This window comes from Paenibacillus mellifer (assembly GCF_023195895.1).
Taxonomy (GTDB): Bacteria; Bacillota; Bacilli; order Paenibacillales; family Paenibacillaceae; genus Fontibacillus; species Fontibacillus mellifer.
This window is the reverse complement of the sequence record NZ_JALPRK010000025.1, coordinates 1-12198: the sequence shown is the minus strand read 5'-3', so window position 1 is coordinate 12198 and position 12198 is coordinate 1. Positions and strand designations below refer to the sequence as shown.

13 protein-coding genes are annotated in these 12198 nt (G+C 54.5%); 6 read left to right on the top strand and 7 right to left on the bottom strand.

What is annotated here, in order from left to right; translation table 11 throughout:
* Positions 1 to 161 precede the first annotated feature (161 nt).
* The 5 genes from M0651_RS20200 to M0651_RS20180 all read right to left on the bottom strand — a co-directional run bounded on the left by M0651_RS20200 (position 162) and on the right by M0651_RS20180 (position 7278).
* Positions 162 to 1247 carry an acetyl-CoA carboxylase carboxyltransferase subunit alpha gene (locus M0651_RS20200; protein WP_248553528.1) on the bottom strand — a complete coding sequence of 362 codons (1086 nt, stop codon included), beginning with the start codon at positions 1245 to 1247 and terminating at the stop codon, positions 162 to 164.
* Positions 1248 to 2141 (bottom strand): acetyl-CoA carboxylase, carboxyltransferase subunit beta, encoded by an 894-nt coding sequence (accD, locus tag M0651_RS20195; protein WP_248553527.1) that lies wholly within the window; start codon positions 2139 to 2141, stop codon positions 1248 to 1250. It abuts the gene before it with no gap.
* Between the two features lie 120 nt (positions 2142 to 2261).
* Positions 2262 to 2450 carry a hypothetical protein gene (locus M0651_RS20190; RefSeq protein ID WP_036624401.1) on the bottom strand — a complete coding sequence of 63 codons (189 nt, stop codon included), beginning with the start codon at positions 2448 to 2450 and terminating at the stop codon, positions 2262 to 2264.
* A 195-nt stretch (positions 2451 to 2645) separates the two neighbouring features.
* Positions 2646 to 3140: a phosphatidylglycerophosphatase A family protein gene (locus tag M0651_RS20185; RefSeq protein WP_248553526.1), complete on the bottom strand. Its 495-nt coding sequence runs from the start codon at positions 3138 to 3140 to the stop codon at positions 2646 to 2648.
* 430 nt (positions 3141 to 3570) lie between these two features.
* A complete protein-coding gene (locus tag M0651_RS20180) occupies positions 3571 to 7278 on the bottom strand; it encodes a DNA polymerase III subunit alpha (RefSeq protein WP_248553525.1) in 3708 nt (1235 codons plus the stop codon).
* A 110-nt stretch (positions 7279 to 7388) separates the two neighbouring features.
* Here M0651_RS20180 and M0651_RS20175 point away from each other — a divergent pair, with 110 nt between their 5' ends.
* From M0651_RS20175 to M0651_RS20165, 3 genes are all read left to right on the top strand, one after another.
* The gene (locus M0651_RS20175; RefSeq protein WP_059046083.1) at positions 7389 to 7718 is read left to right on the top strand and encodes a YtrH family sporulation protein; all 330 of its coding nucleotides are present in this window, start codon (positions 7389 to 7391) and stop codon (positions 7716 to 7718) included.
* Positions 7715 to 8215: a sporulation membrane protein YtrI gene (locus M0651_RS20170; RefSeq protein WP_155607179.1), complete on the top strand. Its 501-nt coding sequence runs from the start codon at positions 7715 to 7717 to the stop codon at positions 8213 to 8215. Before M0651_RS20175 ends, M0651_RS20170 begins: the two co-directional genes overlap by 4 nt.
* A 426-nt stretch (positions 8216 to 8641) precedes the next feature.
* Entirely contained in the window at positions 8642 to 8941 is a 300-nt protein-coding gene (locus M0651_RS20165) for a YtpI family protein (protein ID WP_248553524.1), read from the top strand.
* Between the two features lie 52 nt (positions 8942 to 8993).
* Here the strand turns inward: M0651_RS20165 and M0651_RS20160 are convergent, their stop codons facing one another.
* Both M0651_RS20160 and M0651_RS20155 read right to left on the bottom strand, forming a co-directional pair.
* Complete coding sequence (locus M0651_RS20160) at positions 8994 to 10328, bottom strand: DRTGG domain-containing protein (RefSeq protein WP_248553523.1); 1335 nt, start codon at positions 10326 to 10328, stop codon at positions 8994 to 8996.
* A gap of 52 nt (positions 10329 to 10380) precedes the next feature.
* Positions 10381 to 11103, bottom strand: a complete 723-nt coding sequence (locus M0651_RS20155; protein WP_248553522.1) for a YwiC-like family protein — start codon at positions 11101 to 11103, stop codon at positions 10381 to 10383.
* 228 nt (positions 11104 to 11331) lie between these two features.
* On the opposite strand from M0651_RS20155, the gene M0651_RS20150 reads away from it, so the two are divergent.
* The 3 genes from M0651_RS20150 to M0651_RS20140 are packed head-to-tail and all read left to right on the top strand — an operon-like array spanning position 11332 to position 12180.
* Entirely contained in the window at positions 11332 to 11565 is a 234-nt protein-coding gene (locus M0651_RS20150) for a DUF2249 domain-containing protein (protein ID WP_248553521.1), read from the top strand.
* A gap of 18 nt (positions 11566 to 11583) precedes the next feature.
* Positions 11584 to 11943, top strand: coding sequence for a hypothetical protein (locus M0651_RS20145; RefSeq protein ID WP_248553520.1), 360 nt, complete (start codon positions 11584 to 11586; stop codon positions 11941 to 11943).
* A complete protein-coding gene (locus M0651_RS20140) occupies positions 11944 to 12180 on the top strand; it encodes a DUF2249 domain-containing protein (protein ID WP_248553519.1) in 237 nt (78 codons plus the stop codon).
* The last annotated feature ends 18 nt before the right edge of the window (positions 12181 to 12198 follow it).

The window sequence follows — 12198 nt, the reverse complement described above, 5'->3', positions numbered from 1 at the left end:
AGTTTATCATATTGTAACGAACATTCCTTCAAAGCATGCATCGCGACCCGATTCGCCATGCCTCATCTTGGCACCTAAATTTGCAGTATTCCCTGAGCACAGCGAAAATAACCTTGCCGCCGGTCCCATTGGTTCCGCCCGTAAGGTTATCGCTTAGAGTCTTAACTTTTCTCGGCAGTTTGCACCTCAGAGGCAGCTGCCGATTCGTCCGACGCGTCCGCAGGAGCTTCCTTCTCGATTAGGCCGGCGACCTCGACCACATCTTCCGATGCGGCTGGAGCCTCTGTCTTACTGACCACTTGAAACTCACCGATTTTGCGGAATTTCCGATATCGATCTTCCACCAGTTCATCCGGATGCAGATTGGACAGTTCTTGCAAGTGGTGGAGCAGCGATTCTTTGATCGCTTCCGCCGTTGATTCATAATCCCGGTGTGCTCCGCCGCGCGGCTCAGGAACGATCTGTTCGATGACCCCCATCTCCAGCAGGTCTTGGGCGGTGATCTTCATTGCTTCTGCCGCCTGATCGGCCTTCGAGGCATCCTTCCAGAGAATCGAAGCCGCTCCGTTTGGCGAAATGACGGAGTAAATCGCGTTCTCCAACATCAGCACGCGATTACCTACGCCAAGCGCAAGCGCACCTCCGCTTCCGCCTTCACCAATAACCACGCAAATGACGGGCACCCGCAGCATCGACATGTCCCGCAGATTGCGCGCGATCGCTTCCGATTGCCCGCGCTCCTCTGCCGTAATTCCCGGATAGGCCCCTTTTGTGTCAATAAATGTAATGATTGGGCGCCGGAACTTGTCCGCCTGCTGCATAAGCCGCAGCGCTTTGCGGAATCCTTCCGGGTGTGCGCTGCCGAAGAAGCGAGCGATATTGTCCTTCGTATCCTTCCCCCGCTGTTGTCCGATGACCGTAACCGGCATTCCGCCAAGCTTAGCCAATCCCCCGACAACGGCCAGGTCGTCGCCAAATACCCGGTCCCCGTGGAGCTCGATGAAGTCCTCGAAGATTAAGCCGATCATATCGAGTGACGTCGGGCGTTGATGGTGCCGGGCGAGGTGCATTTTTTGCGAAGGGGAGATGTTGTTATAGATCTCTTCCTCCAGCTGCCGATAGCGCTCTTCCAGACGTGCAATTTCCTCCGTAAAATCGATGCCCTTCTCGCTGCCAAACTGCTCCAGCTCCAATATCTTCTCGCGCAGCTTCACGAGAGGTGTCTCAAAAGGCAATTCGCCTGCCATTTATGCTCCCCCCTTCACGCCGTGCAAATCTAGCAATTTCGCCAGCGTCGACTTCATGTCTTTCCGATGAACGACAAGGTCTAGCTGACCGTGTTGCAGGTTGAACTCGGCCGTCTGGAAATCGTCCGGAAGCTTCTGACGGATTGTCTGCTCAATAACGATTCTTCCGGCAAAACCGAATACGGCGCCAGGCTCGGCCACAATAATGTCACCAAGCATGGCAAAACTAGCCGATACGCCGCCCGTCGTTGGGTCCGTAATGACCGAAATGTAAAGCCCGCCATGTTCGCTTAATCGGGCCAATGCAGCGCTCGTCTTGGCCATCTGCATCAAGCTGAGGATACTCTCTTGCATCCGCGCTCCGCCCGATGTCGAGAATATGATCATGGGCAGGTGTTTCTCAGTAGCCGCCTCAATGGCTCGCGTAATTTTCTCCCCGACTACAGATCCCATGCTCCCGGAGAAAAAATCAAAGCTCATCACAGCAACCACGGCAGGATAGCCCTGGATCGTCCCCTCGCCGGTGACGACCGCTTCGCGCAGACCTGACTTCAGGGGTTGCTGCTCCAGCTTGCTGGCATAACCCGGGAATTCTAACGGATCGACGGATACGAGATCTGCATCATATTCCGTAAAACTACCTTCATCCAAGGTATAGCGAATCCGCTCCAGCGCGTTCAGACGCATATGATGTCCGCAGGCCGGGCACACCATGAAATTCTTCTCCAGCTCTTTACTGTATTGAATCGCGCCGCAACGGCCACATTTATTCATCAGACCTTCCGGAATTTCACGTTTCGGGCGATCCGCCTGCGGGGTGCCCTCTTCGCTGCCGGTTCGTCCGGAGGGAATGGTCGCGTACTTCCTCTTCTTCTGAAACAAATCTTTGAACACAACTACACCTCTTCAGCCGTTTATTTATCGTGGCAGATCCAAAAGTCTATAAAGCCTAGTCGACCCCTATGAACCCGCACTACCAGGCCTCAACTGCAACTAGGAATCTCGAATCCCCTGCTAAGGATGCAAAATCGAATTCAACACTTCTTGCACTTCTTCCAGTTCCCCGGAAGGAACTAAAATCTCAAACTGCTGTTTGGATAAATTAACAGGACGTGTTTGGACGAGAAAGCCTTCTTCGGTGAGTTTCGTCTTGATCATATCCGCAACTTTCGCGGTAGGCGCGATATACATAACAGTCCACATGCCCTTTTCAAAGCCCCCTAACCTAATCTTTGAGCCCGTATAATAGAGTAATGATAACATAATTTTCAAATTTCCCGCAACAAAAGGAAAACCGCGCCGAAGGCGGCCGGAGCAGGGAATTGCTGCGGGGCTCGGCGCTCCGTGTAGGATGTGCAGGCAGATCACCTGAAGGGCTGGGCGCTGATTTATTTTAGCTTATGAGGAACTAGGAGGGTAGGTAGCGGCCTGCTCGTGTTTATGAGCAATCCGGGCGGAAGCCGCTGCCGCGAGGCCTGCGACCAGGTCGTCGAGAAAGACGTGAATGGAATCCCCGCGATGATTTAGCTTGCCGATGATTTCTGGTTTGACCTTGTCCAAATAACCAAAGCTCGTAAGTCCAATCATCCCGAACACGCTCGTAATTCCGAGTGCCATCGTCTCATCCACCCCGTAAAGCGGCTCGTCAGCTTCCATGATCGCCTGCAGCGGTTCCGGGAGCTGCTTCTGCTCCGCCAACTCGTCGAGGGCGATCCCAGTGAATAGAGTATATTGGACTTCTCTTTTTTGCAATACGGCTTTCACGCTCTCCAAACATTGATCCAGCGTCAGATCATCATGATACGCCGTTTGCAGCGTATGAACAATTTGAGCAATTTCCTCCAGCTTCACTCCGCGGCGCAGCAGCTGCGCTTCTGCCAATTCATAAGACATCCGTATCTTCCTCCCTTGATTACGGAACCATCGCTGTTACCGGTCGATGTTGCAGCCGGCCTTTGTCGCGCTTCCGGAATCCGCTTCCGGACGTTCCTGCCCGGTTTTTGGTTGTTCGTGTTCCTAAGTGTATGCACCACCCTTCGAAAATGTTCGCTCAAACTTGTCCCGAGCCTGACGCGTAACTCAAAAACTCTAACGGACCGTAGCGACGCTATTGGGTCATTTCCCGGCTATTTCCCAACGTAACGGACTCCACGGCCCTTAATGGGTTCGTATTGAGCAATGACAGACGGTTTCTGTGAGAATAACGTCTCTCAGGTCCGTTATTTCGCTAGACCTGCATAGCTGGAGAAATAACGTCACTGGAGTCCGTTAAATAAAAAACCGACCCTGCAGCAAGTGCAGAATCGGTTGAAGAATAGCGTAGTCAACGGATCTTGACTGTGTCGGAGCCTAGCATACGCTCCATTTCGTCAATCAAGGCCGGCGATGGCTTGATGCTGTAGCGCTCCGTCAAGGCCAGCAGCTTACCGGTGCTTTCGTAGAAGAGCACCGTAGCGACCGGGCCGGGATGCTGCTCCAGCAGCAGCTTGAGCCGCTCGAGCAGGCGCGCGTTCTCCGCCGCGGCCGTGATCTTGATGAAGACGCGCTGCGCCGGCGTCTTCTCCTGCTCGCGCCGCGCGCCCGGCGCGGACGCGGATGGCGCCGCCGCAGCGGCCGGCTGTTCGGCGGCGCCGGAGCCTACGGCGCTGGCGGGGCGTTGCCCGCCCGCAGCGCCCGCAGGCGCTCCCTCGGCCGCGCGGGGACTCGCGGCCGCACCGCGTGCGCCGCCTCGGCCACCGGCGGCGGCGCCAGGCCCGCGCCCGCGCGCCAGGCCGCGGCGCAGCTGGGCCAGGCTTTGCTCGCTCAGCGGGGCCACTTCGTCGGCCAGCAGCTTGAAGCCTTCGTCCTGTTGCTGGACGACGCCGCGCAGCGCGAGCAAAGCCCCCTTCTCGACGTGGGCGGCCGAGCGCCGCCACACTTCGGGGAATAACACGACCTCGCAGCGTTCGATCTGATCCTCCAGCTCCATGAACGCCATCGCTTTGCCCTGCTTGGTCGTGATCGTCTTCACGGACACGACCATCCCCGCGACAACCGTACGGGTCTCGTCAGGCGCTTCGGCCAAGTCCATCAGCCGTTCCACGCCGTCACCCTCCAGGAGCGCGTCGAAATCATCCAACGGATGACCGGACAAATACAGCCCCAGGAGCTCCCGCTCCAGGTCCAGTTGCTGCCCGGCCGTAAACTTCGGCACGTCCGGGTACTCGATGTCCCAATTTGGAGACTCCACGAAATCAAACAGCTGGATCTGTAGATCATCCCGCTCCTTGCGCCATTTCAGCGCGGCTTCAACGGTTTCGTCCAGCATCGCCAGCAATTGCGCGCGGTGACCCGGCAAGGAATCAAACGCCCCGCCCTGGATCAGCGACTCGATCACCCGCTTGTTGCAGGTCCGCAAGTCCACCCGCCGGCAAAAATCGAGCAAGCTGTCGAACGGACGCTCCTTCCGCTCTTTCAAAATACTTTCGATCGCCTGGGTCCCCACGTTTTTGATCGCAGCCAATCCAAAGCGGATCACGCCGAGCCCTTCCGGCCCTGCTCCTCCTGCCTCGGAGGAACCCGTAGTCTGTAGAGTCGTCCCAGCCTGAGGCGTAAACAGCACATTGCTCTCGTTCACGTCCGGAGGCAGCACTACGATGCCCATCCGCCGGCATTCCACAATATATTCCGCTACCTTCCGGTGGCTGCCGGTGACGGCGGTCAGCATTGACGCCATGAATTGTACCGGGTAATGCGCTTTTAGATACGCCGTCTGGAAAGCCAGCACGCCGTAAGCGGCCGCATGGGCCCGCGCGAAGCCGTAATCGGCGAACCGCACGATCATGTCGTATACGACGTTGGCTTCGTCCGCGGTGTAGCCCTGCTTCATGCTGCCGCTGACGAAATGACCGCGTTGCTCATCGAGCACCTCGCGTTTTTTCTTCGAAACGGCACGACGAAGCAAATCCGCTTCACCCAGCGAAAAGCCCGCCATTTGGGAGGCGATCTGCATGATTTGTTCCTGGTAGACGATAATGCCGTACGTGTCCTTCAGGATCGGCTCCAAGTCACGATGCGGATATTCGACAGTGATTTGGCCGTGTTTGCCGGCGATATACTTCGGAATAAATTCCATCGGCCCCGGACGGTATAACGCCAACAGGGAAATAATGTCCTCAAATACCGACGGCTTCAACTCCTTCAGGACTCGCCGCATACCGGTAGACTCAAGCTGGAACACGCCGGTCGTTTCTCCACGGCCCAGCATCTCGTACGTTGCCGGATCATCGTCCGGAACAAGCCTGAAATCGGGGGCGCTGCCCGCCTGCTCCTGGATCCAGTTCATACTGCGCTCGATGATGGACAGGGTGCGCAGCCCCAGAAAGTCCATTTTGAGCAAGCCGATCGCTTCCAGGTTTTCCATGGAATACTGCGTCAGTGCGGTATTCTCGCTGCCCGCCTGAAGCGGAACGGCATTGGTCAACGGATCGCGCGAAATAACGACGCCGGCGGCATGGGTCGAGGCATGACGCGGCATGCCCTCCACCTTCATCGCCATGTCCAGCAGCCCCTTCACCCGCTCGGATCCGTCATACATCGCTTTCAGATCCGGGCTTTCCTTCAAGGCGCGTTCGATCTGAAGGTGTCCGGGGATCAGCTTCGCCACTTTGTCCACTTCGCCAAACGGCACGTTGAGCGCCCGGCCCACGTCGCGGACGGCCGCGCGCGCCGCCATCGTACCGAACGTAATGATTTGGGCCACATGCTCCGCCCCGTATTTGTCGACCACGTAAGCGATCACTTCGTCCCGCCGCTCATCGCTGAAGTCGATATCAATATCCGGCATCGTCACCCGCTCCGGGTTCAAAAACCGTTCGAAAAACAGTTTGTATTTGATCGGATCCACGTCGGTGATTCGCAGCACGTAAGCGACCAAGCTGCCTGCGGAGGACCCCCGGCCCGGTCCGGTGGCGATCCCATTACGGTGAGCGAACGCGATGAAATCCCAAACGATCAGGAAATAATCGGAGAAGCCCATGTTGGCAATCGTCTTCAGCTCGTAACGCAGCCGTTGTTCCAGCTTCTCCCGCTCCGCCGGATCTTGCCAAATGTCTAGTTGACCATAACGTTCAACCAATCCTTGCTCACACAACTCCGCCAGGTAACTTCCCGCGGTTTGTCCCTCCGGAATCGGTCGGTATGCCGGTAAAACATGCCGGTCAAACTCCAGCTCCAACTCGCAGGAATCGGCAATTTTCGCCGTGTTGGCATACGCCTCCGGCAAATGGGGAAACAACACAGCCATTTCCTCGGCCGTTTTTAGATAAAGCTGATTAGTATGCATTTTGAGACGGTCTTCGTCATCCACCGTTTTTCCCGTACCCACGCAAATGAGCACGTCTTGCACCTCGGCGTCTTCTTTGCTCAGGTAATGCGCGTCATTGGTGACCACAAGTTGCGCCCCGATTTCTACTGCCAGTTGAACCAGCAGTGGATTCACTTTCTTCTGCTCGGGGATGCCATGGTCCTGAAGCTCCAGGTAAAAATCCTCGCCGAACGCCGCTTGATATCGAAGCGCGGCTTTTTTCGCTTCCTCATAATGGCCTCTCAGCAGATGGAAAGGTACCTCTCCGCCCAGGCAGGCGCTAAGGCAGACCAGGCCCTCGCGATGCCGCTCAAGCGCGTCCCAGTCGATTCGCGGCTTGTAATGGAAGCCTTCCAAATGGCCAATGGAGCAAAGCTTCATCAGATTGCGGTACCCGGTCTCATTTTTGGCCAAAAGAATCAAGTGATGGATCGGCTGATCCTGCCGGCTTCCCCGTTCCTTGCGTGAGCCCGCCGTAAAATACACCTCGCAGCCGATGATCGGCTTAATGCCGTGCTTTTTACACAATTTATAAAAAGGAACCGCGCCGTACATGACCCCGTGATCCGTCAGCGCCAGCGCCTTCATGCCCGAGGCTGCTGCCTTGGCAACGAGGTCCTCGAGCCGGGCGGCCCCGTCCAGCAAGCTGTATTCACTATGTACGTGCAGATGAACAAAGCTGTCCATGCGATCCCTTCCTTTCGGATTATATTTACGTAATATTTTATCATACATCGCTAGGGCCCGCCCATAGACTGGTAGAAAGACCGGACAAACCTCGGAAAGGGGCAAAACGCATGAGTACGTTTTTAACTAAAGCGGTCATGGATTTCTTTATCGCCTTTGGGATCGTGGTGGGGGGTGCCATGGTGGGCGGCATCGGAGCCGTCGTTTCCCTGCAACCGCCGACGCATACGATGCTGGACATCGCCGACCGCATTAAAATATGGGCGTTGGCCGCTGCCGTAGGCGGCACGATCGACCCGATGCGGGTTATTGAGAGTAATTTTTTTGACGGAAACCTGTCTCCCGCCATCAAACAAATTTTGTACCTGCTGTTCGCCTTTCTCGGCGCGCATATGGGTTCGGAGCTGGTGCGCTGGATGTGCGGGGGAGGCCGGGGATGACCGAAGAGGCGAAACAGCCGAAGCTCACGGGCTTTCGCAGGTTTATGCAGTTTACCGCTGTGTTTATCCTCGGCATGGTCATGGGCAGCATCGTCTACAACGTGATCTATCAGACAAGCTACAATTTGCTCTGGATTCAGAACAAGGATCTCACGATCCAGTTGCATCAAGCCGAAGAGGACATCCGTACGCTGAAAAAATACAACAACCGCTCCACCGTCATCAAAGAGATCAAGGTCCGCGTGGAGGAACGCGATCCCCCGCTCGATTCGCTGGCGGTCAAGGAAGTGGCCGAGCAGCTTCATAACGAATTAGAGGTGCTGCGGGGCCGGAATATCTTTGATATCGACTCCGATGCCAAAATGGCCCGGACCCTGCTGAACCGCAAAATCTATGTTGTGCGCGATAAGGAATATAGCATTCAAATAAAGACGATGTTGGTTAGCGATGGGGTGCTGCAGGTTTGGGTGGATATGAGGCCCTATATTCGTCTCTAGCAAATCATGCTAAAATAGAGGTAGTTAAAAAAAGGACTTTGATCACGAAGCGGATGCATGGAGCGGATTCAGCGTCGAATCTTGGATTCACCCGGGCTTTCCGCTGCTCACGTAGGCTTCTCCTACGCTCCGCTGCTCAATCCCTAGCTTCATCCAACCTTCTCGGTGCTGAAAATCCATTTTTTTAACTTTGATTGAACGGTAGTTAAAAAAAGGATTTTGATCACGATGCGGATTCCCGCATTTTATATGATTTTTCATATAGAATTGGGCCAAAATCGAGAGAAACACCAAATCTATATGAAATTTCATATAGATTATCGATTTTTTCGCTTTTTCGTGAGATTATATATGATTTTTCGAACATAATCCTGCGCGGGGGTTATATCCACAACATTATGTTTATAAAGGGGCTAGTTAAATCCAATGATCCAAACCATCCAATACGTTCTTTACGCTATCCTGATCGTCAGCTGCGTAGGCTCGGTATTCTTCAGCTTCAAATCGCGGCGTTCGCTCGATCCGCAGACGCGGGGAATGGCGGCCGCTATAATGAACATCTTTATGGGCGTCACGCTGATCATACTGGCCCTGATCCAAATGTTCATGTTCAGCGGTTCAACGCTCCGGGTTGTCATTGGCGCCGTGTTTATGGTGCTGGGGGCATTCAACATTTTTGCCGGCATCCGCAACCACGGCTTGTATGCAAGACAGAAACAGGGATAACCTGCGACTGTTCAGCCGTTAGCTATCCCCGTGTCGTTTACTCATCTCAACCTCACGCGTGGTCGATCGACTGCAGTGTCATCACAGCCTTGGAGATCAGGGAGTCCTGATAGGTCAACATGATCTCCAGCTTACAAGCCCGGCGGCTCATCTCCAGCAGCACAGGAGTGATGACGACCGGGTTTTCGATTTGCACCGGACGCACAAAATAGGTGGTGATATTGTCGACGACAAAGTCACCGCCGCTGGTGTCCTTGGCTGCGCGAAGCCCTGCCTGGGTCATTAGCGAAGTGAGAACCCCGTGCGAAATCGTTCCTAAATCGGTGGACATCTGCGGCGTAATCATTCCGCGGAAAAATAATTTTCCTTCTTCGTCCCGCTCTTCGGCAAACCCATTCCACATTAGATGCTCGAACGTTTCGCCCAGCTGCGGCTGATTGCGCACGTCCCGCATGGCCTGCAGCACCTCGCGGCGCGTCACCGACGAGACCAGCTTCCGATTGCGGTCCACGACGGGTAAGAAATCGATCCCTTCCCATACCATGATTTGCGCGGCGGAAGCCAGCGATGTCTGCAGGCCGACGGTAATCGGATGGCGAGTCATACATTTCTCGATGGACTGATCGCCGCTAAGCTCCTCGACATTTTTCCGGCTGACGATCCCGATGACCCGATTCCACTCATCCACAACCGGAAAATGCTGATGGCCCGTCTCCACAGACAACTGGTCGAAATCGGAAATGTTGCTCGTCGCCTTCAGCATATTCACCCGCGGTTTGCGGCTGACGATGTCTTCCACGAGCATAATTTTCTTCTTGATCAAGCGGTCGAACAATGCACGATTAATCATGGAAGCGACGGTAAACGTATCGTGACGCGATGAAATGATCGGCAAAGACAACTTGTCCGCCAACGCCTTAACCTCGCGGCTCGTCCCGAACCCCCCGGTGATCAACACGCCGGCGCCTTGCTCCAAAGCTAGGGAATGAGCGTTGTCGCGGTTCCCGATAATTAACAGGCTGCCGGCGTCGATATACCTGGCCATGGCATCGATTTTCATCGCTCCAATAACGTATTTGTTCAGCGTTTTGTCCAAGCCTTCCCCGCCGCCGAGGACATGGCCCTCCACGATATCAACTACGTCACCAAAGGTTAACTGGTCGGAGATGTTCCGCGGCTTCTTCTCTACGCGAACGGTGCCTATCCGCTCCTTCGTAATGACGATCCCTAGGTTCTCCGCTTCCTTTACCGCCCGGTAGGCGGTGCCTTCGCTAACGCTCAGCGTTTTGGCCAGCTTGCGTACGGATATCTTCGTCCCGATCTTCAGTCCTTCAATATGCTGGAGCAGTTGTTCGTGTTTTGTGACGCTTTCTTCCGGTCCCTCCAACTGTTATACCCCCCTGCCCGAATCTGTACTATTCTGTATCTATTATACACCTTCAAGCGTAGGTCATCCAGACGGCGGCAAGAACGATAACAGAATAGACAATTTCCAGCATACCGGACGGTTTCGCGGTGATTCCTGTTCGCGGGAACCAGACCGCCCGAGCCAGCAACACCATTGCGGCCAACTGCAATGCCGGAGACAGAAACCAGATCGCCAGAAGCGCTAGGACCAGATGGTAGGTTACGGAATAGGCATAGAAACGCTTATTGTTCCGTTCACGGATGATCGTTTTCACATAAAAAGCTGTGCCGATGAAATACACCGTGCTGATCAGAAACAATTCCATTGCCAGCCGGAAATCGGTCCCGCCACCAAGCTGATAGGAGATAAATACCATCAGGCTGAATTGTACGATAGCGGCTATATCGTTCAGTAAGGCGCGTTCGCGTTTTCGCTTGGCATAGAGGGCATTGATCCCGAACAGGGGGACGAAGAGGAGTGCCAGCAGCAGGATGACGGGGCGGAGGATCACCAATATCGCCGCCGCAGGGACCAGTAGCACGCCGTAGAACAGCACCGGTTTGCGGAAGCGGGTCGCTTTTCCCGTCCGAATCCACTGCAGCAGGGGAAACATCAGCAAATAAATCAGAAGCCAGCAAACAAATAACAGTCCGTGGATCGCCCCGGGGGTAGAGGCGAGCATCCCGAACAGAAATGGAACGACAAGCATCGCCCAGGCTCCGTGTTGATTGGGAATATAATCTCGGATTCGCACGTCATCGGTTCCTCCTTCATCTTCGCGTAAAGCCTAAGTTACGGACATTATAATCAGTTGGCCTAAGCATCCCAGTGACAGGAATCACTGGAACCATGGCGTCTTCCGGACAAATTCGCGCTGAAATTTTCACCACTTTCTTACTTGTGACTGATATCACAATCACTCTGTGTCCCGTTGATATAATGAGGTCGAATCGTTAAATTTTTAACTTTAGGAGGACTTCACATGAATCAATTCAAAGCTACTGTCAACGCTACCGAATATCCGCCGCAGCTCAAGCATAAGACGATTTTTGCCGCTTACAATTCTTTGGAGCCGGGGGAAGCCATGCTGTTGATCAACGACCACGACCCGGTGCCGCTCCGTTTTCAGTTCGAAGCAATGCATCCCGGCGGTTTTACTTGGGAGTACATTGAGCAAGGGCCGGAGATGTTCCAGGTGAAAATCGGCAAAAATTAAAGCAGGGGGGTATGCCCTATGGCTACGATTACGGTTATCGATGACAAGACGATTCAAATCGCCGTCGAGTTGAAGGATGCTTTGCGCATGATCGAAGAAGCGGAGAACAACCTCGAACGTTATGCCGGCGAGGTCCTTGCGATCGCCGAAAAAATGCCTGAATTTCAATACACGTATTTCTGTTTCTACGCTTATGATACCGCCGCCTTGTTCGAAAACATGCTGGGGATCGATCCGAAGCAATATTTGTCCTTCTCACTGGATGCGCCGGACTCGTTCTTCTATACGCTGTACGGCGGCATGAAGGGACTTAGCGGTGCGGCGCGGCTATGCCAAGCGTTTGCAACCGAACGGACCGACGTGGAGGTGAATGTGTAAATGGCAAACCGCATTGTTGAACTCGACGTTCGCCCGTTTCTTCGCCGAGGCGAGGAACCGTTCAGTGTGATCATGGACACGGTCGGGAAGCTGGAAAAGAGCGAGACTTTTGTTCTGCACGCTACCATGAATCCCGTCCCGCTTCTGAAGGTGCTTGAAGGTAAGGGCTACAGCCATGCATCCGAACAATTGGCTGAAGATCATTGGAAAGTGACATTTGAACCCCTTCCGTCCTAATGCCCATCCGTTGGATTT

Bases quoted from the DNA above. Each gene is read 5' to 3' on its own strand.
- M0651_RS20180 (WP_248553525.1), bottom strand. From the start codon at position 7,278: ATGGACAGCTTTGTTCATCTGCACGTACATAGTGAATACAGCTTGCTG.
- M0651_RS20200 (WP_248553528.1), bottom strand. From the start codon at position 1,247: ATGGCAGGCGAATTGCCTTTTGAGACACCTCTCGTGAAGCTGCGCGAG.
- M0651_RS20140 (WP_248553519.1), top strand. From the start codon at position 11,944: ATGGCAAACCGCATTGTTGAACTCGACGTTCGCCCGTTTCTTCGCCGA.
- M0651_RS20150 (WP_248553521.1), top strand. From the start codon at position 11,332: ATGAATCAATTCAAAGCTACTGTCAACGCTACCGAATATCCGCCGCAG.
- M0651_RS20185 (WP_248553526.1), bottom strand. From the start codon at position 3,140: ATGTCTTATGAATTGGCAGAAGCGCAGCTGCTGCGCCGCGGAGTGAAG.
- M0651_RS20165 (WP_248553524.1), top strand. From the start codon at position 8,642: ATGATCCAAACCATCCAATACGTTCTTTACGCTATCCTGATCGTCAGC.
- M0651_RS20145 (WP_248553520.1), top strand. From the start codon at position 11,584: ATGGCTACGATTACGGTTATCGATGACAAGACGATTCAAATCGCCGTC.
- M0651_RS20175 (WP_059046083.1), top strand. From the start codon at position 7,389: ATGAGTACGTTTTTAACTAAAGCGGTCATGGATTTCTTTATCGCCTTT.
- M0651_RS20170 (WP_155607179.1), top strand. From the start codon at position 7,715: ATGACCGAAGAGGCGAAACAGCCGAAGCTCACGGGCTTTCGCAGGTTT.
- M0651_RS20190 (WP_036624401.1), bottom strand. From the start codon at position 2,450: ATGTGGACTGTTATGTATATCGCGCCTACCGCGAAAGTTGCGGATATG.